The organism is Coprococcus intestinalis (assembly GCF_023656595.1).
GTDB lineage: Bacteria > Bacillota > Clostridia > Lachnospirales > Lachnospiraceae > Coprococcus_A > Coprococcus_A intestinihominis.
Genome location: NZ_JAMOKJ010000004.1, coordinates 138,906 through 162,144, shown reverse-complemented (window position 1 = coordinate 162,144; position 23,239 = coordinate 138,906). Strand labels below are relative to the sequence as shown.

34 protein-coding genes and 1 tRNA gene are annotated in these 23,239 nt (G+C 42.8%); 32 read left to right on the top strand and 3 right to left on the bottom strand.

What is annotated here, in order from left to right; genetic code table 11:
- The first annotated feature begins 117 nt into the window (after positions 1-117).
- The 4 genes from NBH03_RS05010 to NBH03_RS04995 all read left to right on the top strand — a co-directional run bounded on the left by NBH03_RS05010 (position 118) and on the right by NBH03_RS04995 (position 3,468).
- Entirely contained in the window at positions 118-546 is a 429-nt protein-coding gene (locus tag NBH03_RS05010) for a sigma factor-like helix-turn-helix DNA-binding protein (protein ID WP_250797766.1), read from the top strand.
- A 584-nt stretch (positions 547-1,130) separates the two neighbouring features.
- Positions 1,131-1,496: a type II toxin-antitoxin system PemK/MazF family toxin gene (locus NBH03_RS05005; RefSeq protein WP_250797759.1), complete on the top strand. Its 366-nt coding sequence runs from the start codon at positions 1,131-1,133 to the stop codon at positions 1,494-1,496.
- On the top strand, positions 1,489-1,626 hold the full coding sequence (locus NBH03_RS05000) for a hypothetical protein (RefSeq protein ID WP_158563395.1): 138 nt from the start codon (positions 1,489-1,491) through the stop codon (positions 1,624-1,626). Before NBH03_RS05005 ends, NBH03_RS05000 begins: the two co-directional genes overlap by 8 nt.
- A gap of 45 nt (positions 1,627-1,671) precedes the next feature.
- On the top strand, positions 1,672-3,468 hold the full coding sequence (locus NBH03_RS04995; protein ID WP_284703427.1) for a recombinase family protein: 1,797 nt from the start codon (positions 1,672-1,674) through the stop codon (positions 3,466-3,468).
- Between the two features lie 483 nt (positions 3,469-3,951).
- On the opposite strand, the gene NBH03_RS04990 is transcribed toward NBH03_RS04995, so the two are convergent.
- Both NBH03_RS04990 and NBH03_RS04985 read right to left on the bottom strand, forming a co-directional pair.
- Positions 3,952-5,091 (bottom strand): tyrosine-type recombinase/integrase, encoded by a 1,140-nt coding sequence (locus NBH03_RS04990; protein ID WP_250797754.1) that lies wholly within the window; start codon positions 5,089-5,091, stop codon positions 3,952-3,954.
- A gap of 175 nt (positions 5,092-5,266) precedes the next feature.
- Positions 5,267-6,691 (bottom strand): GIY-YIG nuclease family protein, encoded by a 1,425-nt coding sequence (locus NBH03_RS04985; RefSeq protein ID WP_250797747.1) that lies wholly within the window; start codon positions 6,689-6,691, stop codon positions 5,267-5,269.
- Positions 6,692-6,841: 150 nt separating this feature from the next.
- Between NBH03_RS04985 and NBH03_RS04980 the strand changes: the two genes are divergently transcribed.
- Positions 6,842-7,039 carry a helix-turn-helix domain-containing protein gene (locus NBH03_RS04980; RefSeq protein ID WP_250797745.1) on the top strand — a complete coding sequence of 66 codons (198 nt, stop codon included), beginning with the start codon at positions 6,842-6,844 and terminating at the stop codon, positions 7,037-7,039.
- A gap of 283 nt (positions 7,040-7,322) precedes the next feature.
- Here NBH03_RS04980 and NBH03_RS04975 read toward each other — a convergent pair whose 3' ends face one another.
- Complete coding sequence (locus tag NBH03_RS04975) at positions 7,323-7,685, bottom strand: helix-turn-helix domain-containing protein (RefSeq protein ID WP_250797741.1); 363 nt, start codon at positions 7,683-7,685, stop codon at positions 7,323-7,325.
- Between the two features lie 173 nt (positions 7,686-7,858).
- On the opposite strand from NBH03_RS04975, the gene NBH03_RS04970 reads away from it, so the two are divergent.
- The 27 genes from NBH03_RS04970 to NBH03_RS04845 all read left to right on the top strand — a co-directional run bounded on the left by NBH03_RS04970 (position 7,859) and on the right by NBH03_RS04845 (position 23,188).
- A complete protein-coding gene (locus NBH03_RS04970) occupies positions 7,859-8,098 on the top strand; it encodes a hypothetical protein (protein ID WP_250797739.1) in 240 nt (79 codons plus the stop codon).
- A 17-nt stretch (positions 8,099-8,115) separates the two neighbouring features.
- On the top strand, positions 8,116-8,268 hold the full coding sequence (locus NBH03_RS04965; protein ID WP_250797738.1) for a hypothetical protein: 153 nt from the start codon (positions 8,116-8,118) through the stop codon (positions 8,266-8,268).
- Between the two features lie 95 nt (positions 8,269-8,363).
- Positions 8,364-8,588: a hypothetical protein gene (locus NBH03_RS04960; protein WP_250797734.1), complete on the top strand. Its 225-nt coding sequence runs from the start codon at positions 8,364-8,366 to the stop codon at positions 8,586-8,588.
- The gene (locus NBH03_RS04955) at positions 8,575-8,856 is read left to right on the top strand and encodes a hypothetical protein (RefSeq protein WP_250797726.1); all 282 of its coding nucleotides are present in this window, start codon (positions 8,575-8,577) and stop codon (positions 8,854-8,856) included. The genes NBH03_RS04960 and NBH03_RS04955 overlap by 14 nt, the downstream gene beginning before the upstream one ends.
- Positions 8,853-9,050 carry a hypothetical protein gene (locus tag NBH03_RS04950; RefSeq protein WP_250797724.1) on the top strand — a complete coding sequence of 66 codons (198 nt, stop codon included), beginning with the start codon at positions 8,853-8,855 and terminating at the stop codon, positions 9,048-9,050. Before NBH03_RS04955 ends, NBH03_RS04950 begins: the two co-directional genes overlap by 4 nt.
- Positions 9,041-9,247, top strand: coding sequence for a hypothetical protein (locus NBH03_RS04945; protein WP_250797722.1), 207 nt, complete (start codon positions 9,041-9,043; stop codon positions 9,245-9,247). Before NBH03_RS04950 ends, NBH03_RS04945 begins: the two co-directional genes overlap by 10 nt.
- Positions 9,248-9,409: 162 nt before the next feature.
- Entirely contained in the window at positions 9,410-10,222 is an 813-nt protein-coding gene (locus NBH03_RS04940; protein WP_250797720.1) for a rolling circle replication-associated protein, read from the top strand.
- Complete coding sequence (locus tag NBH03_RS04935; protein WP_250797712.1) at positions 10,204-10,461, top strand: hypothetical protein; 258 nt, start codon at positions 10,204-10,206, stop codon at positions 10,459-10,461. The genes NBH03_RS04940 and NBH03_RS04935 overlap by 19 nt, the downstream gene beginning before the upstream one ends.
- A 93-nt stretch (positions 10,462-10,554) precedes the next feature.
- Entirely contained in the window at positions 10,555-11,040 is a 486-nt protein-coding gene (locus tag NBH03_RS04930; protein WP_250797709.1) for a hypothetical protein, read from the top strand.
- A gap of 9 nt (positions 11,041-11,049) precedes the next feature.
- Positions 11,050-13,173: a PcfJ domain-containing protein gene (locus NBH03_RS04925; protein ID WP_250797705.1), complete on the top strand. Its 2,124-nt coding sequence runs from the start codon at positions 11,050-11,052 to the stop codon at positions 13,171-13,173.
- A gap of 10 nt (positions 13,174-13,183) precedes the next feature.
- On the top strand, positions 13,184-14,527 hold the full coding sequence (locus NBH03_RS04920) for a hypothetical protein (RefSeq protein ID WP_250797704.1): 1,344 nt from the start codon (positions 13,184-13,186) through the stop codon (positions 14,525-14,527).
- Positions 14,524-14,904, top strand: coding sequence for a hypothetical protein (locus tag NBH03_RS04915; RefSeq protein WP_250797703.1), 381 nt, complete (start codon positions 14,524-14,526; stop codon positions 14,902-14,904). The genes NBH03_RS04920 and NBH03_RS04915 overlap by 4 nt, the downstream gene beginning before the upstream one ends.
- The gene (locus NBH03_RS04910) at positions 14,873-15,220 is read left to right on the top strand and encodes a hypothetical protein (RefSeq protein ID WP_250797702.1); all 348 of its coding nucleotides are present in this window, start codon (positions 14,873-14,875) and stop codon (positions 15,218-15,220) included. Before NBH03_RS04915 ends, NBH03_RS04910 begins: the two co-directional genes overlap by 32 nt.
- A 64-nt stretch (positions 15,221-15,284) precedes the next feature.
- Positions 15,285-15,683 (top strand): single-stranded DNA-binding protein, encoded by a 399-nt coding sequence (locus NBH03_RS04905; protein WP_250797701.1) that lies wholly within the window; start codon positions 15,285-15,287, stop codon positions 15,681-15,683.
- Positions 15,684-15,695: 12 nt separating this feature from the next.
- Positions 15,696-15,830: a hypothetical protein gene (locus NBH03_RS15850; protein ID WP_284703426.1), complete on the top strand. Its 135-nt coding sequence runs from the start codon at positions 15,696-15,698 to the stop codon at positions 15,828-15,830.
- Entirely contained in the window at positions 15,827-16,129 is a 303-nt protein-coding gene (locus NBH03_RS04900) for a hypothetical protein (RefSeq protein ID WP_250797700.1), read from the top strand. Before NBH03_RS15850 ends, NBH03_RS04900 begins: the two co-directional genes overlap by 4 nt.
- Entirely contained in the window at positions 16,122-16,367 is a 246-nt protein-coding gene (locus tag NBH03_RS04895) for a hypothetical protein (protein WP_250797699.1), read from the top strand. Before NBH03_RS04900 ends, NBH03_RS04895 begins: the two co-directional genes overlap by 8 nt.
- Positions 16,368-16,403: 36 nt before the next feature.
- Positions 16,404-16,769: a hypothetical protein gene (locus tag NBH03_RS04890; protein WP_250797697.1), complete on the top strand. Its 366-nt coding sequence runs from the start codon at positions 16,404-16,406 to the stop codon at positions 16,767-16,769.
- An 8-nt stretch (positions 16,770-16,777) separates the two neighbouring features.
- The gene (locus NBH03_RS04885; protein ID WP_250797695.1) at positions 16,778-17,047 is read left to right on the top strand and encodes a hypothetical protein; all 270 of its coding nucleotides are present in this window, start codon (positions 16,778-16,780) and stop codon (positions 17,045-17,047) included.
- 533 nt (positions 17,048-17,580) lie between these two features.
- Positions 17,581-18,039, top strand: coding sequence for a sigma factor-like helix-turn-helix DNA-binding protein (locus tag NBH03_RS04880; RefSeq protein WP_250797693.1), 459 nt, complete (start codon positions 17,581-17,583; stop codon positions 18,037-18,039).
- Positions 18,040-18,131: 92 nt separating this feature from the next.
- Positions 18,132-18,208, top strand: a tRNA-OTHER gene (locus tag NBH03_RS04875).
- A gap of 31 nt (positions 18,209-18,239) precedes the next feature.
- Positions 18,240-18,587 carry a hypothetical protein gene (locus NBH03_RS04870; RefSeq protein WP_250797691.1) on the top strand — a complete coding sequence of 116 codons (348 nt, stop codon included), beginning with the start codon at positions 18,240-18,242 and terminating at the stop codon, positions 18,585-18,587.
- A 149-nt stretch (positions 18,588-18,736) separates the two neighbouring features.
- Positions 18,737-19,003, top strand: coding sequence for a hypothetical protein (locus NBH03_RS04865; RefSeq protein ID WP_250797690.1), 267 nt, complete (start codon positions 18,737-18,739; stop codon positions 19,001-19,003).
- Entirely contained in the window at positions 18,936-20,372 is a 1,437-nt protein-coding gene (locus tag NBH03_RS04860; RefSeq protein ID WP_250797688.1) for a terminase large subunit domain-containing protein, read from the top strand. The genes NBH03_RS04865 and NBH03_RS04860 overlap by 68 nt, the downstream gene beginning before the upstream one ends.
- Entirely contained in the window at positions 20,372-21,853 is a 1,482-nt protein-coding gene (locus NBH03_RS04855) for a phage portal protein (RefSeq protein WP_250797686.1), read from the top strand. Before NBH03_RS04860 ends, NBH03_RS04855 begins: the two co-directional genes overlap by 1 nt.
- Entirely contained in the window at positions 21,747-23,033 is a 1,287-nt protein-coding gene (locus NBH03_RS04850) for a VG15 protein (protein WP_442872330.1), read from the top strand. Before NBH03_RS04855 ends, NBH03_RS04850 begins: the two co-directional genes overlap by 107 nt.
- Positions 23,030-23,188, top strand: coding sequence for a hypothetical protein (locus NBH03_RS04845; protein WP_250797678.1), 159 nt, complete (start codon positions 23,030-23,032; stop codon positions 23,186-23,188). The genes NBH03_RS04850 and NBH03_RS04845 overlap by 4 nt, the downstream gene beginning before the upstream one ends.
- The last annotated feature ends 51 nt before the right edge of the window (positions 23,189-23,239 follow it).

Sequence of the window (23,239 nt, the reverse complement as noted above, 5' to 3'; positions counted from 1 at the left end):
CGGCTTTTTGTTTGTCGTGCATTTCTTTGATACAGGACAAGCCTGTATCTAGCGTTGGCTGCCGCAGTCCGCCCTCCAATCTGAGTTTTCAAAAAAATTCAGATTGGAGGAAACAGTATGGCGTACAACAAAGCCAGAGAAGAAAAGAAATGGCGGCTCTGGAAGGAAGCCGAGGAAAAACAGTTGCGGAGTTTAGGTGTCAGCGAGGACACCATAGAACAGCTCCGTAATCACGATTGGGCGATTTTTAATTCCGATAGGCGGTACTATCAGCGTATGCAGGAAACAGGTACATACCTTGAGGAAGTCGCAGAGGATACTACACCACCCGAAATAAAAACGGTTGAGGATTTTCTGGATAATATCGAAAATCAGAAGCTCTATCAAGTTTTAATTAAGGTGGACAGGCTTACTTTGCAGGCTGTTTTATTGCAGTTACAGGGATTTTCTATCGCTGAAATTGCATTGGCACTCGATATGAAAGAGTACACCGTTTATAAGCGGTTGAGCAGGCTCAAAGAAAAAATTAAAAAACTTTTGGGATAGTGTCCAAAAAAGCACTTTCCCACGGGCTACAGGGTGAGAGGACAAAAACCTCTTGCCCTGTTTTCCTTTGTGTGGCGAAAACAGGGGCGTTCCTTGACAAGTGAATACCCATTCGCCAAATACTTTCTCTTTGTGATTGTGATGAGCATAAGCGTGTGCAGCGATACGCCAAGACCCGCCGACAAGCGGATTAGCGATGAAAGGCGGTGAGCGATAAAATATCGACTGAAAATATCGGGCAGCTCCCGATTTCGCCATAACCCACAAAGAGGATAATGATACTCCCGTCCAGTCACAGTCCGAGCGTGATAAAACCGTCGCAGGCAATGAGGACGGCTCTGTCAGACCGACAGTTGGGGTGGAACTCCCGTGGTGTCAGTTAGCTGCTGACCGTTTGGCGACTTCCCATAGCATTTCGGGGTGTCGAGGACAAATTGAAATGCTTTATCATAACAGCCAAACGAAAGGCGGTCACAAGAACAGAGATTTTGTTTATATTCTCCCGACCTTAAATACTTCCTTGCGTTTGGCTGCCTACATAGGCAGAACACATCTGCCTAAATCAAATTGGGAGGTCAAACACAATGGAAAGAATTATTAAGCGTGGCGACATCTATTACGCAGAGCTTAACCCCGTTATCGGCTCGGAGCAGGGCGGCAAAAGACCTGTACTTATCATTTCTAACGATATTGGAAACAAGCACAGCCCTACGGTTATTGTCGCTCCAATCACAAGCCGAGTACACACAAAAGCAAAATTACCTACGCATACCTTAATTAAGGATTTTGAGGGTCTGGATAAAAACTCAATTATCCTGTTTGAACAAATCCGCACCATAGACAAACAACGCCTGCGTAAATATGTTGGTATGCTATCCACAGTCATAATGGCAAGAGCCGATAAAGCTCTTGCCATTAGTATTTCTTTGAGGGAGGTCAATAATGAATGAAATTAAGGTAGATAAAAATGTAGCGGCTCTGAAACTCATTGAGATACTTCTTGAAAAAGGAATGATAAATCAAGCCACATATACAAATATCGTGAAACACGCAAATTCGCACATTTCACAGGCGGCTTGATAATCAGTACAATATATTCAGAAAAATGAATTGGAGGTATGCTTAATGAACACAGCAGTAAATGAATATAATTACAGATTTAAGCTCACAGATTATTCTCTGTTTGACAGAAACAGAGCCAGAAAAGTTGCTATTTATGGTCGTGTTTCAACAGAACACGAAGCACAGTTATCTGCATTGGAAAATCAGTTACAATGGTATGATGACCAAGTAAAATATCATCCGAACTGGACGGTCTGTGAACGATATATTGATGAAGGTATCACGGGAACACAGGCAAAAAAACGCCCTGCCTTTTTGAAAATGATTGAAGATGCCAAGCAAGGTAAATTTGATTTAATTGTTACCAGAGAGGTATGCCGTTTTGCACGAAATGTTGTGGATACCCTTGTTGTTACAAGAGAGTTAAAAGGCATAGGCGTTGAGGTGTTTTTTATCGACGATAATATTTGGACAATGGACGGAGATGGAGAACTGCGGCTATCTCTTATGGCAACATTGGCACAGGAAGAAAGTCGCAAGACTTCCGAGCGTGTAAAAGCAGGTCAGAAAATCAGCCGTGATAATGGTGTTCTCTATGGAAACGGTAATATTTTAGGTTATGACCGTGTTGGAGATACCTATGTTATCAATGAGGAACAGGCAGAAACGGTCAGAATGATATATGATTTGTATCTGCAAGGTTATGGCTCGATGAAAATCGCAAAGATTTTGACGGAGCGAAAAAGGAAAACAGCTTCTGGACTTATAAAGTGGAGCGTTTCAAATATTATGAGAGCGATTAAAAACGCCACTTACACAGGAACAAAGTGTTACAACAAATCCAGAAGCAATAACTTTTTAGAGCAGAAGCGAATAAACAATCTTGATATGTCCACTTATGAATATGTTGAGGGTGATTTCCCTGCTATTATTTCTCAAGAGATATGGGATAAAGCACAGGCGATAAGGGAAAGTAGAGTAAAACCTGTATGTGTATCGGCAGGGAAAAACACACATAGTAAGCGTGATTCACGAGATATATGGGTCAATAAGCTACGTTGTTCCTGCGGCTCATCATACCGTAAAAATAAATGGCATACGAAATTGGACGGAAAAACCTCTTACGGTTATCAATGCTACAATCAGCTTAACAACGGAATTAAACGGAAAAGAGCTGAAATCGGTTTAGATACTGAGGGATATTGTGACAGCAGAATGATAACCGATTGGAAACTCGATTTTATGGCAAAAGCTTTGTTAGAGCATCTCTGGACGGAGAGAAAAGAGTCTGTACTGATTGCGTTAGACCTTATTAAGTGTTATTATAAGGAAGAAAAATCTAACGAAACTCAATCCGATACGGTAACGATACAGGCGAAATTGGATAAGGCAAATAGCAGACTGACTAACTTGATTGCTATGAGAGCTGATGGAGAGATTTCCAAGGACGAGTATCAAGCAATGAGAAGTCCTGTCGATGAAGAAATCAAGAAACTTCAAAAAGCACTTGATGAAATTCCACAGGAAAAAAGCAATCCGAAAGGATTGGATATAGAGGGTATCCGTTCCACTCTGAACAGCTTTATTGATTTTAGTGGTAGCACTATCAGCCACGATGTTGTCAATCAGTTTGTATATCTGATAACACCGACATCGGATACTACATTTGATTGGTATGTTAATCTGAACGGGACAGCAGATGTGAAAGCAACCTTTACAACGGAAGGCAGAAAGAAAAACTGCATTATCAAATTGGAGGAAATCGAAAAGATTTCCTCGATACATAGGGAAAAGAATGAGGACAATGCTCATTTCATTAAAAACCCCCATATTTTTACCTATCTGCACAGAGTGCGATAAAAATGGCAGAGGCGAAATAATACAGATGTTAGAGGGGAAAGCAAAATATCCTGTTAAAGGGTAAATTTGCCAACCAATCTAAAAATTGTCCAAACGTAAAAATTGACCTTGTAGGTCTGTAGCAATACAGACCCACAGGGTCTTTTTTATTATCAAAATAGAGCGAAAACCTTGATTTTAGGCGATTTTTCGCACCCTGATAAAACACAAATTTTATTTAGTATTTCTTCAAAATATTTCCGGGTATCTTTGAATTGTTGTTGCAAAGAAGTTGAAGCAACAAATGTTTTGAAAAACACTGTAAAATCAAGGTATAACAACATCTCTAGCTATAATAATGAGTTATTTTCGGAACGATTTCGCGAGCGCTTGATTTTAAAGAAAAAACGTCGGAAAGTCTTGTAAACAGAGGACTTCCGGCGTTTTATTTAGAATGATTCGGATGGATAAAAAACGAATAAAAGCGGAACCGTTAGCAACACGTTAGCAACAAATCTGTATCTTCTCAATCTCTTCCCGGAGATCCTCTAAAGTACGGTGTCCGTACACGCTGTTGGTGACGTCATTTTGGAAAGCATGGCCGAGCATTCGTTTACGATCGTTCTCACTGACTCTGTATTTTTCACATAGCGCAGAAAAGGTGTGCCGACAATCGTGCGGTGTGTGCCTTTCTATACCGATCTGTTTCAAAACTTTATCCATATTCTTTCGGAATGCTGCCGGGCGGATACGGAGCATTCCACCGTCACGCCGCATGCGTTCTTTAACAAGATCCTGTATAGCGGAGTGGATAGGGACTATCCTGTTTTTGCTTGCTGCGGTTTTGACGCCACCTTTAAAATACATCTCATCCAGATTGACTTCCATCGTGATGTATTCAGAGATTCTGAATCCGGAATAGCACATGATCAGCAGCAGTTCAACGGTCGGATTGTCTTTGTGTGACCAGAGAACATTGAGGTCGTCATCAGAGAATGGTACGCCGTGCTGTTCATCATCTTCTTTTCGTATCTTGATATAAGCAGCGTAATTCTTATCGCACAGCTCGTGCAACTCCCCATATTGCCACATTTGTTTCAAAAGCAAGACGATCATTTGAATACTTGCTTTTTTTAGCTTGCAGTCATCCAGGATTTTTTGCAGGTCCTCATAACGGATATCACGGAACGGCCGGTCAAAAAGAATTTCACATTTTTTATAAGCGGTCTGCATCGCGGCCATCGAAGATTTGGAGTACGGTTTCTGACTTTGTTCGAATTTGTCCGTGTAGTACATCGCATATACTTCTGAGAATGTCAGAGATTTGGTGGTCTGGCCGGAAATTCGGTTGTAATTGGCAAGGATATTTTGAATCAGCGTGTCACCGCTCGCCTGATCGACATCATCTGGCAGCAGGGACTCCATCCCTTTTTCGTAAGTGCCAGCATGATAAGCAGTCAGCACGGCAAAGCCCACGGTCCACGTACGGACGTAACAGAGCGCCTTAGGTGTAATTGCTACACCGTCCTCTGTAAACGCCGTAACGGGCGGATAGACACCGTAAGGGTTACGCCGATTCTTTCCTAAATACTTAATACTGCCATAACCGTTTGGAAGTTTCGGGTGCTTTTTTCGCTTTGGCATTTCTATCACTCCTAAAAATGGGTATAAAAAATACACCTGTACGGTGCCGGCTTTTTGTGGTATAATACGCTTGACCAAAGTGCATTCTTCACAGGTTCCGGCCTGTGCAGGAAATCTATGTAAAACCGTTCGGTGCTGGTAACACCGGGCGGTTTTACTGTTTTATAAGGTGATTTTATTCATCATCTTCATCATCAAAAGATGAATCCTCAACACTTTCAACTGGTTTGTCACGCAGGAGAGATTGCCTGTATTCTTCTGCAGCCATTGTCTTTTTAAATTCTGCAGCAGGATCAATGTCAGTAACAATTTTTTCGAGTTCATCTATGCTGACTTTGAAGAACTCTTTACGCATATTAATTTTATTCAAACGCTTGTTGTTTAAAATTTGGTGAAGCTTATTTTCAAGGCCGACTGCATCGTCGGAGAAAATGAAACTATGTACATCAAATTTGAATGGAACACTGGCACTGCCGAGTTCATTTACTCTGTCTTGCGGATCCAGACGTCGTGTCATACCAATCTTAAATACATCTTCGCCAAATGAACCGAGATTACTTATCACGTAAACATTACCGGCTTTACCATTTTGGAGATTAATAATATCGTTTTTCTTTACGATAACATTTGAAAGCTGACCTTGCAGTTCAAGGATTCGGGCTTTCAATTTCTCAATTTCGCCATCGGATACAGATTCTGCCATTGTAGCTTCAAGTTTTGTAATCTCAGAACGGTATTTATTTTCTTCCTTTTCAACTCTTTTCTTTTCAGCCTCTAATGCCTTACGCTCTTCAGCTTCCTGACGCATCTGCTCTTTAATTGCAAGCTGTTCCTGTCGAGCTTGTTCTTTTCGAATATAATAATTATGTTCGATTTTTATAGCATTGATGAAAAGATATTCTATTTCGCCAATAAATTTTGTAAGGGTACCGGCGATGCTTTGATTACCTTCTCCGGCGATTTTCAGATACTTGGCACTGACATTTTTAACATTGTCAATGGCGTTTTCTAGCTTATCGTACTTCAATGCGTATAAAATATTTTGGAGCTCTGCCCGAAGAGCGATTACCATCAAACTATAAATGGCCTTATTGGCTTTTGTTGTATAGCGTGCAGAATAGGATTCGAGTAATTGATCGATTTGTTTTTCATTCTGACGATATGCAGCACGCAGATCTTTCACACTCATACAATGAAGTTCCAATGTAACAGACGGCGCAATTACATCTAAATCTCTGGCGTCAAACGAATTGAGTTTGCAATCGCTATAATCGACATCTTTATTCAGAAAGTTTTCTATAGCATATTCTACACTTTTATATATCTCTTTGCGTCGGGCCACCTTACGTGTTTGAGAAAGAACAGACTTAGACAGCTTTCCATCTTTTTCAGTAAGTTCTTCGATTTCTTTTCTCAGACGAGCGATGGATGCATTGTTTTGTACAATTTCTTTGGCTTGGTTATCAAGAATTTTTTTGGCCTGTTCGTATTCTGTTACGCCTAATGCGTTTATACGCTCTTGAAGATTCTCAATCTGCTTTTTTAATTCCTCATTTTCCTGTTTTATTGAAGAAACACGAAAAATATCAAATAATCCCATAACATATTCCTCGATTGCGTATTAAACTGATATGTTGGAACAATAATCCAAAGATGATTAAATGAAGTTTGCTGGATTATATATTTCAACATATGCGGTACATACATATTAAAAAAGAATTGCGCATCCTCATCTTATAAGGAGGACATAATGAAAATATTGACATGGCAGGCAAGGACTGAAAAGCATCTAACACTTGTACAACTAGCTACCATGACAGGCATCAGCAAGAGCACCCTGAACAACATTGAAAATGGTCGAACGTCTCCAACATTGGACCAGCTAGATGCTATCGCAAATGCCTTGGGTGTCCGTATCACAGACCTCTTTGAATCGGAACGCAAGTGATTGCGCCGGCGCAATTCAATTATACAGTACCAGGAAAAATCGACAATAAAATCGCCGATATTTCCATAATTCTGGAAATCGTATGCCATCCTATTCCGCATCTTACTTTACTATGATAAAATCGAAGCATAAGGAGGGGATAGCAAATGTTCCAGAAGATCAACAAGTTACTCGAAAAAATGACACCGGAGCAATTGCACCGCGTCTATAAGTTCATCCTGTATATCTACATATACGGATAAGAAGAAGGGGATCAGAGCCAGATGGCTTTGGTCCCCGCTTTTTATTCCTCAGGACCAAACTTTTTCTTAATTATTTCTTTGATCGCATCTCTGGCCGACTTCGGCAGTTCCAGATAAATCTCCAATAATTTCTTATCGTATGAATCCAGATCATACTGCATGCATAGCTCATCCAGAATTGTATCCGGCAGATCAGAGAACATCTCACCTTCGCCGGATGTCAGATAATCATAGCTGACATTGTATTCTCGACAAATACCTTTAATAGTCTGATCAGTAAGATTGTTTATGTCGTTTTCAATCTGACTTAAAGAACTTTTTCTGAGTCCGATCCTTTCGCCAAATTTTTCAAGGCTCAACCCAAGTTCCTTACGGATTTGTTTTACACGTTCACCTTGCGTCATTTTGCCACCTTCTTTCATTTCCTTTATGAATATAGAATAGCACGCAAAAAGCGATAGGTCAACAGAAAAGTTCATTTAACAAACAAATAGGTATTGACAATGTATATTTAATGAACTATAATGTTCACATAACAAACAGGAGACAAATACTTTGCGACAAGGAGGATGTAAAAATGGGAGAATATTACAAAAAAATCGAATACAGATACCTGATGTCAGCCTGTTTAGTAAACAACAATGCGACATGCGGCGATATCAACAGAAACCATGTCAATTATGGCTCATGCACAGCGTGGGCAGGGGTGTTGGATGACATGGGTCATGAAGTAGAAACACCGGTCTATGAAAAGAATGGATTCTTAAGAATTCCATATCTGAAAGTAGATGGAAAGAAACTTATAGAATTTGAATAGGAAGGAGAAAAGAAAGGATGTTAAGTAAGGAAAATTTACAGGAAAAAGAGAGAGATGCCGAAGAGATGGCAAAAATCTTGCAGATCACGCAGGCAAAAGATAAGAAAGCAATCGAAGCAATCATGATTGCACTTCAGTTGGGGATTGAAATCGGAAAGACGTCAGCATGAAAGAACTATACATAACACTCGCTACACTGATTATAGCAGCGGTGGTGCTCATCATGATGAAGCTTCCACCAGATGAATAGAAAGAGGATGACGATATGAAAGAAGTAACAAAGGTGCCTCAAGCGGCCAGAATCATTGGCTGTACGCAACAAAAAGTCAGAGAGCGCATGAAGCGCGGACTCTGGGATCTGGGCGTCTACATCCCACCAGGGAAGGGAAGACGCGTGGCAGATTATGACATCTTTAAAGCAAAATTAGAAAGCTTTATCGGTCGCGAGCTTACGGCTGAAGAAATGGAGGTATTTAATGGGACAAATTGATTTTCCGAAATTAGACAGAATGAATGCCACCAGGACAACGGAACCGTATCATCCGGTGCAGGTGGAGGAAGAACAGAAGACAACAATCAAGTTCAGAACAGCAGCCTGTGAGGTTGTATGTGGCTTACATCTGGCAGCAGGCGTATTCATGATTCTGTTTATTGATGTAGTTGAGCAGTGGCCGTTGTTACTGCTGGCAATCCTGTATTGCTTTTTAGGTGGCAGCTTCTTCGGGAGCATGGCCAGTGCAGGAATGAGGGAAGAATGAGTGGCGTGCTGTATGAAGTGCAAGAGTATATAGAAATGCTTCGGGAACGAGAACGGGCGATGGAAAACGGCGCCCGCTACAATGACCTCGCTGAGCTGAATGCAGAAATTGATAATCGACGAAAGAAACTTTTTGGAGAAAGAGAAGCAGAAACAATTTACCAAACTGCGGGAGGGAATAAGAAATGGGAATAACACAACCAAACGGAAAATCCGGGACATACAGAGTGCCTGCGGCAAGAGTCGGCGAGTTAAGAATGATTGATGGCGCCATGTTCGGAGACATTGTGGACAGACTGGGAAGTTTTGAATCACTGCAAATGGAACCGGAGCAGCTGCAAACAGTTGTAAAACGGTATAAAGAATATGCACATTTGTTTAAAAAAGTGTAAAAAGCGAAAGGCTGACATCCGAAAATGCCAGCCAGCCCATGTGGTACATGAAAAATATAAATCGTAATCATAGTACTACAGAAAGGCGAAAAAGTCAAGAAAACAGGGCGACTAAAAGCCCTGTTGACACCTTGATAAAGATATTAAAGTTAGGTCAGGACTATGGTTAAAAGAAAGATATATAAATTCAGAAAAGGGGACATCATCGATGTCGAGGAGTTCCATGACGGCCAGTATGGAGGACCCGGAAAAGGAAGAACCCCGAGGGCGAAACCGACAGAAGAACAGATGCAGAAGGTGAATGCTAGGAATAAGATGCAGCGCTGTCGGAGACGATTACTGGAATACTTCGAACCGGGAGATATATTCGCCACATGGACGTATGAGGTGAAGAACCGGCCACCGGACATGAAAGCCGCGTTGAAAGATTTTCAGGACGCCATGAAGCGTATCCGGAAAGAATTCAAGAAAAGAGGGTATGAAGTGTTCTGGATCCGCAACATTGAATGCGGAACAAAAGGAGCCTGGCATATCCATCTGATTATAAAAGAGGTTGGCGATACAGTAAGTATCATTCAAAAGGCGTGGCGCAAGGGCGGCACCTGGGCAACACAGATCAGAGATAGTAAATTCTACGATGAGGATTTCACCAATCTGGCCAGCTACATGACCAAAGATGAGAATACCTTGCCGGAGAAAAAAGACGGCACACAGGGAAAGCCGAGAGTGAAAGAGTCGAATTATAACATCTCCCGGAATATGCCGCTTCCGGAACCGCAGGTGGATAAATTGCGAAGGTGGAAGGAGGAGGCAAAACCGAAAAAAGGATACTATATCGCAAAAGTACACGAAGGCATCAATCCGGTGACGGGGTACAAGTACCGGAGGTACACGATGATCAGGAGCAATGATGAAAAAGAGAATATCAGAAGAAAAAAAGAAAAAGAATCAAAGAGATGTACGCCGAAGGCATGACATGGGACAAGATTGCAAAAGAACTGGGAACACCAAGGCGGACAACGAGAGATCTGTGCGCTGAAGAAAAGATAAGACATGGAAATTATAAAAGCAAAGCAGAGAAAAATCTGGAAGAGGCAATAAATGCAGAACAGATTGAAAAAATAAAGCAATGTCTTATAATTGGACAGAAAGTCGTATTGATAGAGCGGGAAAAGGACGAAGAGGTCAAAAAAAGAAAAAGGCGTGATCTGTGAACTATCAAGACACATCGTGGTCATTTGTTTAAAGGGTGGAATAAAAACAACATTCAGCTATGCGGATGTTGTAAGAAAGGACGGTATCAGAATATGTTTGACAAATTCGGAGAAATGAATTCTTTTGGAGAGATCAATGAGCTTGCAGAGAATCTGTTTAACGAGGGAGATGCAGAATCATTAAAAACTATGGCAAAAGAGAACGGAATCCAGAGTGATTTCGTGGCAATGTACCTGGAAGGAGGCATTCCGGAACTGTGCGATCAGCTGACGGCAGCACTGGGAAAGATTGACGTGGAAGTGGCGGAACTGAAACCGAAAGAGATCATGGAGGACTGGGTGGAATACCTCAGAGGGCAGTGTATGGAAAATGAACTCCTGGCCAGACAGGTCCGGAAGAAAGGAAAGTCACTGAAAGGATGCATAGCAGCACTCCTGTCCTGGTCGTTCAAGAATCAGCAGAAAGTGGACAAAGACATCATAAAGGCAGCAGGTGTCACTGCCGGTAGAGTGACACTTGGGATCCCTGGAATGGCCAGAGCAAAGCAGATCATCACGGACTACTACATGGGAAAGTAGGAGGGACAGATGAAAAAGAAAGCGATAGAAAAAATCCTGTATCTCGGGTTAAAGAAAACTAGCGGAAAGAAAGCCGTGAAATACATCGGTGTTACAGCGGTCAAGATAGTAGGACATGAGAGACACCTGTTTCTGGAGATATACAGGAACAAAAAGAGATCGAAAGATATTCCGGTGGTGCGGATCGTGACCACAAAGAAAGATTTTGGAATATATTATCCGGAAAAAGACACATGGACCAGAGAAAAGATAGAAGTAGATGGAGGATGGGGCGGACTTATCTGGCAGCAGGCCGGAGATGCATATGGATGGCAGCAGATAGAAAAAGAGAGCATTCTGCAGAGCACAGAAGATCTGGAAAGGTTAAAAAGTTTCTGTAAGGGAAATGTATGGAACGAGAACAGATGGTGGGAATACATATACAACCTGCAGGATGACATTGTAAAGACAGCAAGAAGAAAAACAGAACAAAGAAAGTATGAACGCAGACAGCAGGCTCTGGCAGACCGGGAGGCACATACAAGGGAGCTGCCAGAGAAAGAAATATTAAAAATGGCAGAAGATGTGTATTTCGACAATAAACACTATCTGTTCTACAAAAAACGTGGATGCTGGGTGCAGATAGCCTGTAGCAAGTGCGGAGGGGTCACGGATGCGAGATGGAAAGATGGACTCTCATACGAGAGCCAGTTCCAGAGATACGTGGAAGAACCAAGAGAGGGAAAAACAGGAACCTGCCCGATGTGCGGAGAGTGGGGAGAATACAAGTGCCAAGGAAAAATGAAAAATGGACTGAGAAAATCGACACATTTGTTCCTTGGACAAAAATACAAAGATGCCGGAATGGTCATGCGGTATGTGGAAGTAGAAAAAGAGTGGGTAATGGAGCTCATATGCACGGACAAGGGAGAAGAAATGCATGGGGCTTATGAAAAAATCGCTGGGGTGGAAATTGCAAGAGTATATTTTGAGCCGGGCAAGAAAATCCAGAAAGACTATCACAAATATGATCCGTATACAGGACGTGACTATTGGGATGACTGCAACATGTACGGATTGCAGAATATCATTATCAGTGAGGCGCCGATCATGCCGGAGACATACGAAGAAATGCAGGGAACCATGTTCCAGTACAGCGCACTGAAAGAATATGCAAGGGGAAACTGGAGAATCAATCCGGTAGATTACCTGGAAAGATACATAGAAACACCTCAGATAGAGATGCTGGTAAAAATGGGACTGATCGGAGTGGTGAAACAGCTGGTCAAATGCAGATACGGAATTGTAACCGCCCGGAATGCAAGACGGCCGGATGAGTTCCTGGGTATCAGAAAAGAACGGGTAAAGCAGCTCATCAGAAAGCAGGGGGATATAGAACTGCTGGAAACGATGCAGATGGAGAAAAGACAGAATCAGAGATGGACGGATGAACAGGTAGAAAATCTGACAGAAACGGGATTGAGAGGAGACCAGGTGAAGCTTGCGTTGAAGTATATGACGATGCAGAAGCTACTGAACAGGATAAAAAGATACGCTGGATGTGAATACGGATCTGACTGCAGCAGGGCACAGATTAGACACGCGGCCACAACTTATGCGGACTATCTATACATGCGAGAAAGCCTGGGATACGATCTCAACAACACGGTATATCAGCAACCGCGGAATCTGAATACAGAACACACCAAAATGGTTATGCAGGCAGACAAGGAAAAAGAGGATAAACATCTCAGAGAGGTTGCAGAAAAATATCCGAACATTCGATATAACTATAAAAAGCTCAGAAAGAAATATTTTTACGAGGATGATATGTATATCATCAGACCGGCCAGATCGGCAGAGGAAATAGTTATGGAGGGAAGAATATTACATCATTGTGTAGGAAGTGCAGGATATCTGAACAAACACGACATGGGACAAACATACATTTTGATGCTGAGGTTCAAAGATGCACCGGATATCCCATATATAACGGTTGAAGTGGATGCAAAGATCGAAAGGGTTGTGCAGTGGTATGGAGATAAGGATTCAAAACCAGATCAGAAGAATATACAGAGATGGCTGGATATGTGGCTGAAAAAGCTGCAGACAGGAACACTGACGGAAACAATCCAAACAGTAGCGATAGCGTAAGGAGGAAGACATGGAATATGTACAGTTGACATTAGATGATTGGCTTGAAATGAAACAGAAACTGAAGATGGAGCTCCAGGGTGTCAAACAGTCATTCGTTCGCATTGGTTATGTATTGCGACGGATGGATGATCAGAAGCTCTATGAGCGGGATGGCTATAAAAGCATTGCAGAATTTGCAAAAGCGGAATATGGTCTGGAATCCTCGACTGTATCCAGATTCATGAGTATCAACCGGGAATACTCAGTGGATGGGTATTCGGAACATTTGAAGCTGGAATACATGGACATGGGCCGGAGTCAGTTAGAAGAGATGTTGAAACTTCCAGAAGAAGACAGACAGATGATCCAGCCGGAAACACCGAGAGAGGATATCCGGGAGTTGAAGCGGTTCAACAAAACAGAACCGGAGACAGGGGTGGCCGATGATGTGCACCAACTGGTTGAAAAATTTTACCAGGACAATCCGGAGATTCTCAATGCGGTTTTCACAAAACAATTTGATGAGCAGACGGTCAATCAGTTCATTGAGGTTGTAAATCCCGGAGGAAACCGATCATACAAAAAAGGCATCTATTTCCTGATGATGTACGAAAACAGGGTAGTAGTCAAAAAGTTCGGAGACACACCAAGGGATATGACATGGTGGGAATTCTACCAGATAACCATGGACATTTTCGGGAAATCGGCAGCAGGAGCAAAGACCTGGCAGAACTATTTCGGAGGGGAAGATGATGAGGAAAAACCCGTATTGGACAATGAGCCGGGAGGAGAGGGAACTGCAACAGAAATCCATGAGCCAGAGAATGACGGTGGAACAGTTGGAGAAACTGGCACTGATAAGAGCCAGGAGGAAGAAAAAGGAGGCATGGAAGATCATGGAGACGCTGATGGAGCAGGAACAGACCAAGAGGAAGATGACACCGATGGAGAAGAAAGCGGCCAAGCAGATTGTGAAGAACCTGCAGAGAGGACCACTGAACAGACAGGAGCAGAGAGCAAGGGAGAGGAAATTGCGCCGGCGCAAAAATCCGCGGAAACACTAGAAAAAGAGGAGGTTGAGGACGATGAAACCGGAGAAAACCAAAGAGACGAAACAGATCAAACAGCAGAATCTGAACCGGAAATGGCCGAGAGAGAGCAGACAGAAGAAACAGAAGTCATAGAGGCGGTATATGGTACCAGAAAAGAGTACATGGACAGGCTGTCAGAGCAGGGAATGGCGGAATACATGGCAGATGAATACAAAAATCACAGGTTGCTGGCATCAGACTTGGCGTTTGTATGGAATTTGCACAGGTGGTTAAACGAAAAAGTTGACCGGTACGGGAAGCCGGTGGAGGTAAACGAATGATAAAAATGACAAGGGTTTATGGGAATGCTTTTGTTCCGAAAGAGTGTTGTACATTTACAAATCCGACAACAAGCGAGGGGAAAATGGAAATAGATGATATAAACTTGCCATGCGGAAATGGATGCAACGGGGGCTGCGAAAAATGCGTAATACAGAAAATAATGAATGAATATGCAGAAGTTACGGGACAAAGCAGCGGAAATAGACATTGCGAGGAATGTGCATATTTCAAAGAGGTCAGAAAAGGACCACGAGGAGGAAAAAGAGGAATATGCAGGATACTAAAGCCATCGGAAATAAGGACAGGTAGAGGGGTAGCTTGCAAAAGGTTTCGGGAGGACAAAAATGAACAAACGACAGGCAAAGAAACGATATAAAAAGATACATGGATGCAATCCACCAAAAACAGCGCCAGAAAAGTGGAGACAGGAGACACAGAAAACCGTGAAATTACATGATTTCGATCCAGAAACACTGCGAATGGCAGTAGATGAAATGAGAAAAGCATTCAATGAGGCAGGAGAAACAATCCAGAGGACAACTGAGAGTTTCAAGAAAGCATTCAATGAGGCAGGAAAGCGTCTCATCGACATGATTGATGAGGCATCCCGGAGACAGATGAAGAACCGGGAACACAGAGAGCAATCCGGATCAGAAACCGATATACATTTGGCGGAGACGGGCAGCAGGTGACTTTGACGGATAGCGGAAAAAAGGAATAAAAGCAATTCGGGAATGGCTGAAAGAGGAGGTTTAGATGAATAAAGCAATATTGATCGGGCGTCTGGCAAGAGATCCAGATGTAAGAACATCACAAGACGGGAAAATGGTAGCGAGATACACGTTAGCTGTCAATAGAATCAATGATCAGGCGGATTTTATCAGATGTGTCGCGTTCGGAAAGAGCGCAGAATTTGCCGAGAAATATCTGAGAAAAGGAACGAAGATTGCGGTAGAAGGAAGAATTCAGACAGGGAGCTACACAGATAGAGACGGCCGAAAAGTGTACATGACGGAGGTGATCATAGAAAGACAGGAATTTGTTGAGAAAAAGATAGACGCCGAAAGAAATGAAGCAGCATTTAACCAGAAAATGACAGAAGACGGCTTCATGAATATCCCGGATGGTATTGATGAAGAACTGCCGTTCAGCTAAGGAGGAGAAAAGATGTTTTTAAGAAAGAGTATTTTGAAAAAGTTAATGACGCAGGCGTATAAAGATAAATTGACAGTGGCAATGAATGGAGAGGGCTGGCTGTATATTGCAGGGCATCGATATCATACCGAGAGGAAAAGAGTATGAGGAGTAAAATGCAGCAGAAAGACGGGGTTTGCTATCTGTGTGCGAAGTTGAATGGAGACATAAGACTTCATCGAACGCTGCATGAACATCATGTATTTGGCGGGCCGAACAGGTCATTGTCAGAGGCAGAAGGATTAAAAGTCTATCTCTGCCTCAGACATCACGTTGATGGTCCGGAAGCGGTGCACAATAATATCGACAATATGCGTCTTTTGCAAAAAGACGGGCAGCAGGTGTTCGAGGAAACGCATACAAGGGAAGAATTTATGAAAATGTTTGGGAGAAATTACATTGACTAAAAAAGAGAAAGTGGCAAAGGTGTATCCGGAGAAAGTAAGGAGAGGATTCCTGGGCGGCGTGCACGGGTGCCCAGATGATTATCCGTTTTTAGGAACGAAGGGAGAAAACATGACTGAATGTGTCCGCAAAAAAAGACTGAATACGGATTTCAACTGCAAAAAATGCTGGAACGAGGAATACAAAGAAGAGAGAAAGTGGCAGAAACAGCTCATGGATAGATTTATGAAGGTGAATTGATGCGGAAGAAATTATATTAAAAGCAGAGGTGAACAGATGGACAAAGATTTAAAGATGATATATGACGAAGAGGCAGGTGGGCTTAAGGAATATCAAGAGCCGTACGTGACGATTGACTGTGCTACAGAAGACGACTTTTTGTTTATCGAAAAAGCAGTTGGATTCTACAAGAAAATGCAGTGGATCCCGGCTGAGAATCCGCCGGAAGTCGACGAAGAAGGTTACAGCAAATATATTCTTCTTAATTTCGCAAACGCACCTATTTGTGAAATCGGCAAATACATTGAAGACGGAGACGGTGGAGGTGCCTACTATGTCGGTGACGATGAAAAATCTTGCTTGAGATATGGATTGTTTGTCGATGCATGGATGCCACTGCCGGAACGATACAAAGGAGAATGATTATGCTAATGCCAAAGGTAAAAGCCAATGAATTTAAGAAGTTTGGATTCAAAAGATGTAAAGGGATTCCAAAAGAATCAGAATGCTACTATCTTTGTATTGCAAGAGGATTAAAAATGCTGTTTGTCAGTGATGTGTGTTTTTGCGTAAATGATTGGCATGAGAATGACCCAAGAATACACAAAAGGGCTAATTGCCATTATAGCGATCGAAGAACAGCATTAGATGTAGTGTATGATTTAATCAAAGCAGATATGTTGGAAAAGCGGGTGGAGTGATGAATTATGCAATATATGACGAAAAATGCATAGTCGATAATCTCAGCCAATTTAGTGAGCTGTTAAATTGCACCGGGCATCAATTTGATTCTCCGTGCAAAGATTGCTGTTCGTTTGAAGGGTGTAAAAAATTCTATTTGGAAAAGCTTGCACCACTCATGAGACAACCTATCGTATACGGACTTGGCGTCTTAAAATATCACACGCTCCGAAAAAACAATGATAGCCTGCCCGGTAAAAGCCCGCTTGATATTACACGTTACTTCGGTGACAGAGGTCCAGCTAATAAATGTCAATAGTTAAATGAGAAAAAAATTATTTTGTTTTCTGACTAAAAAAGGGCGGTCGTCCGGCCGGAAGGATTTCCGGTACATATGGAATTGTGGAATATATGAATGGTGTTGTGGAAGTCGTGAGACCGGAACAGATAATTTTCATGGACACTAAGGATTTTATACCGAAAAAATACAGGTAAATAACAATTAATCAGGGACGACGTTATGCCGTCCCGCTTTGAGTGGGAGGGGATGTAGATGGAAACATCAAAAAAAGAAGAAAATCACATAAAAATCACGTGGCTGAACAGGTATCGAAAAGCTGTCCGTGAAGAACAGCTGATTCTTGATGAGATACAGCGTCTTCGGGAAAGCAGGATGTTTCCATCACTAGTCCTTGATGGGATGCCGCATGGATCTGATCACAGTGATCTGTCCGTCTACGCAGTGATGGTTGATGAACAGATGGAAAAGCTAAAAGAATGGCAGCTTGAAAAAGTTCGATTATACGAGAGCATATCAGACAGGATCCGAAGAGTAGAGGATGATAACCAGAGAGCGCTGCTGATATGCCGGTACATAAAGGGTATGTCTTGGGAAGATATCGCTGCAAAACTTGGATATACATGGCGACATGTTCATCGCATTCATTCACAGGCATTAGATGGCATCGATTTGAAAGATGTCATAGAATGTCATAGTAAAAGCGTGATATAGTTACACTGAGGTTTGGGAGATAACCTTGACAGTCTTTTCATATTGTTTTATTTGGTGCGTGGCGTCCGGTATTCAACGGGCGCCTTTTACATGCCGTCATAGCTCAGTGGTAGAGCACAAGCAGTTCCTCCATTCTATTGAAGCTCAGGTTCGATTCCTGATGACGGCTTAGTTACAGAAGACAGGGGGTATCAATAGGCGTGAGGGAAAATAAAAATCCCAGGAGTGCAAATGGCAACCTAAGGAGAAAGCACCGGGCCAGGTTAAAAGCCATAGGGGGACCATGCGGAATATGCCGCGGAAAATTAGGCCCCATCCATTATGATGAGCCGAGCGATAATGATCATCCTTTGTCTTTTGTGATCGATGAGATTAAGCCTGTGTCGAGGTGGAAAGAGTTCGGTTACCCTTCGAAGGCAGCAGCCGCGCAGGACTGGAACAACCTTCAAGCAGCACATTATTGTTGCAATGCAATGAAAAGCAACAAAACAATGAAAGAGTTGAGAAAAATAAACAAAAGAGTCAATGTAATTGATGGAAAATGGTAGCTTTTTGTGAGGTGTGAACAATCACAAAAATGTTAAAAAATCTGACGATTGCCAGAAGGGTGGGGAGGGTACCCCGCCAGGTGCCGGAGGCACGTCCCAGCCGTCCAGCGCCGATTTACACACAGATAATTTAAAAGGGGTGGGAAAATATGGCAAGATCAAGGAAAATGGCTACTGTGGCCCGTACCGGCTCAAGACTTGAACAGCTAAAAAATCTTGCCGGAATTTTAGCCAAACAAATCGACCTGTGTGAGAACAATAAAGACGGGTTAAAAACACTGCCACAACTGTCGAAACAGTATCGCGATACAATCAAAGAAATTGAAGAGATAGAGGGAGCTGATAGAAATGACGACGAGATCGGAGAAATCCTTACAGCAAGAACAGCTGATGGGAAGTCAGGTGCCGTCCGCTAGGATATGCCCGGAGTACGAATACACAGACGGGCAGGACGCTGTCAAAGTGCTATCGATTGGGCGCCTCTATGCGGATCCGTGGCAAAGTAATATTCTTGATGACTGGATGGGGAGAAGTGATGTGGAAACCTGGTCGTCAAGGGCGTGCGGTCTGTCTGTTCCGAGACAGAACGGAAAGACATGCATCACATCCGGCCGGATTGTAGCGGGTATGGTTTTGTATCATGAATGGGTGATCTATACAGCTCACTTACAAAAAACAGCGACAGAAACATTCATGGAGATTAAAGGCATATTTGAAACGAGAGGACTTAGAAAGTATGTCAAAGAGTTCAAAAATGCACTTGGGCGCGAACAGGTCATTTTAAAAAATGGTGCAAGGGTTGTATTTGTTGCCCGGACAAGGAATGGTGGTCGTGGCCTTCATGGCGACTGCCTGATTTTTGATGAAGCACAGGAACTGACATCAGAGCAGCAGGCTTCTTTTCTTCCGGCGATATCAGCGTCAAAAAATCCTCAGACGATTTATCTCGGAACACCGCCAGACGAAAACTGTACAGGGGATGTATTCCGGAGGCTGAGAGAAAAAACACTGGATGGCGAAAATAAAACAACTGCTTGGACAGAATTCTCTGTTCCGGAAATTGGCGATGTTTCTGACAGAAGCAGATGGGCTCTGACTAATCCGGCACTTGGAAGACGGATGAAGGCAACGAGCATTGAAGGAGAGCTGCAGCAGATGAGTCCGGATACTTTTGCGAGAGAACGTCTTGGTTGGTGGTCACCAGTAAATAATGATCATGATTATGCCATTGATAAAGAAAAATGGACATCATGCGCGTCTAATCTGATAAAGCCGGAGGGAAAAACGGCATATGGTATCAAGTTTTCGTCCGATGGTTCCGCGGTTGCATTGTGCGGTGCGGTTTGTCCGGAAAATACACCAGCAAGAATATCGTTGATAGAACTCAAAACGACGGACAGAGGCGTCCAATGGCTGGCGGATTGGCTGAATGCAAGATATAAGACGGCCGCATGTGTGGTGATTGATGGCAGAAATGGCGTTGATTTTTTGATTGAAAAAATATCAAAAACATGGCGGTATAAAAATTCTGTCATCAGGCCATCTGGAAAAGATGTGATAGCTGCAGCCAGTCAATTAGTGCAGGAGATCAACGAACAATCAGTTACATGGTACAAGCAGCAGGAGATATTGAACGAATCAGCGATAACGTCCGTCAAAAGACCCATAGCTGGAGGATGGGGATTCGGTGGCGATGCGTCCACGCCGATTGAAGCGGCAGCGTTAGCGCTTTGGGGATGTCGGACGTCAAAAAGAAATCCTGGAAGAAAGATGAGGGTTGGATAATGGAATTGAATTTTGGCTATGTTAAGGGGCTTCCGCCAGAGGAACGGCAGAAACTGAATGAATTGAAAATGGTATATGATTATCATAAATCCTCCAATCGATTAAAACGCCGATATTATAATGGCAAGATTACACTGAGAGAGGTTAATCTTGGTATTGCGTTGCCAACAGATTTTGGCAGATTGGAGATTGGCTGCGCCTGGGGCGCAAAAACGGTGGACGTCCTTGCGGCGCGTTCTATGTTCGATGGATTTGTGACGGAAAATGGAACAAAATCAGAAATCATGGATGGTATCATCGGACGCAATCATTTGATCGCTGAGTATAATAAGGCTGTAAAAGAAGAACTAAAGTATGGTTGCTCTTTTGCGGCTGCTTCAGGTACGAAGGATAACGCACGCATTAAGTTCTATTCGCCACATTGTGCGGCAGCATTATGGGATGCTTCTGAAGGACGTATTGACTGCGGGTTTGCATTTGAAGATGGAAGAAGAGATGAGTCAGATATTGACTGGTCTCCTGAACATGTCAATTTTTATACATCAACAGACACTTGGCAATTAGACAGAGACGGTGGCACATGGTATGCGACGCAATATCCGCATGATTTTGGTGAACCAATGATGGTTGCATTTATCTGGGATGCCACAAGTGGAAAACCGTTTGGCCGGTCGAGATTAAAAGAACCAGTAAGACGACTCATTCAGGGATACGTCAGAACGGTAGCAAATGCGACGATTGGGCTTGAGTTTGCGACATCTCCACAGAAGTATTTGCTGGGTGTTTCTGATGAGCAATATGATGCATTGGTTGACCAAAGATTTAAGCAGTACGTCGGAAGCATCCTTTACAGTACATATAACCCGGAAACGGGCGAAAAGCCAACTTATGGTCAGTTAGCGCAGGGAAACATCGAACCTCATGTGCAGATGCTTCGTATGCTGGCCACTCAGTATTCTGCAGCAACGGGTCTGACGGTAACGGATACTGGCGTGATCAATGATGCCAATCCTACATCTGGCGATGCGATCATTGCACAATCACAGACACTGATCTTGATGGCTGAGCAATTAAACAGATCGAATGGTGATGCTTTGCATAGAATTGCCAGGATGGCGCTGGCAATTGAGATGGACACGCTGCCAAATGTATTGCCAGAGGATGCGCAGAGAATGATGGCGCATTTTAAAAATCCGGCCATGCCGAGCCTGGCGTCAACCGCTGATGCTGCTATCAAAATTGCATCTGCAAGAGAAGGATTTGCGCAGACGGATATTTTTCTTGAAATGATTGGTTTTGATCAGGCGGATATCAGACGCATCCGATCACAGGAACAGCGCGCAAGAGGAGAACAGATACTGACGGAGGAGTTCAATGCAGATATCAACAGAAGCGTGGGTGAAGTACATCCATCAAATGTCCCAGATCAGCCAGCAGGCGGCAAACCTGATGACGCAGTGGATCCAGAAGAACGGATTTAAGGATGACAAGGCACTCTTAGATTATGCCTTTGCATTGGCTTCTCATTATGGACAGGCTATTGGTGCTTTGTCGTGCCGGATGTATGAAGCGACGGCAGCAGCGCAGGGGGTGATTGTTCCAACAGCGGAAATGGCCAGCCTTCCGGAATATGGAGAGGTGGCAAAAGCGGTTCACGGAACAATGAAACAGTCACAGAAAAAAGTGCCAGCAACAATGGCACGGCTTGTGAAGCAAGTGGGAGCGGATACAACTTTAAAAAATGCAATGAGAGATGGTACACAGTTCGCATGGATTCCCCATGGTGATACATGCGCTTTCTGTTTGGCACTTGCTTCCAGAGGCTGGCAGTACATGTCAAAGAATGCATTGAAAAACGGCCATGCTGAGCATATACATGCCAATTGTGACTGTGAGTATGCGGTGCGGTTTGACGGAAAAAGCAGCGTTGAAGGATATGATCCAGAGAAGTATCTTGAAGAGTATACTGCTGCTGGCGGGGATATCAATGCGATGAGGCGGGCAAGGTATGCGCAGAATAAAGATACAGTTAATGCAAGAAAAAGAGGGCTGTATGAAGAACAGGCATATCGAAAAGTACAACGTGGAGCTTCAGCAGAAATTTCTTTGATTAGAAGAGGTGTAGAAGAAAAAATACCTGTAAAACGGATAGAATCTTATGAAAGTCAGATTTACATATCGGACAATGCAAAAATAAAACCGAAGGCTTTAAATGTGTTAAACCAGAATACTGAAAATGCACTAAAAGAGTACGGCATTTCAATAGAAAGGAAACCTACAATAGTCATTTTGGCCGAAAGGGAATTAGAAAATGCTCTTGGTTTATATGATCCTTGTACAAATACAGTGTATTACAGTCAAAGCATATCAATTCATGAGATACAAGAACTATCTGGAGGAAAAGGCGCTGTTGAGTGGCATGAAATGTGGCACATGAAACAGGCTGAAGATTTCAGAAAGGCAGGCTGGAAAATCACGGGAAAAAATAAGGTAGAATATTTAAAATCACTATGTGAAAAAGCCAAAAAAAATATTGACGGCTTAGGTATAACGCGCGATAATGTAAAGGAAATCAGTAAGTATGCATATCAACAATACCAATTAGGCCGTTATGATGAAACTGAAGCGGAATATATGACGGCCCACAGGAGAAGAAAATGAAACTTATAGAATATCCGGAAGAGATAGAAAAATTAATGAAGATGTACGAACCGTATGCAGATTGTATTAATGATGGCAAAATTGAAAATGTACCAAAAGAAGTTGCTGAAGCTTTTGAAAAAGTGAAAGCATGGGCCTGGGAACAGGAACAGTAAAATACCACCGATTAAAAAGATCAGTGGTATTTTTATACAAAATTTTAAGAA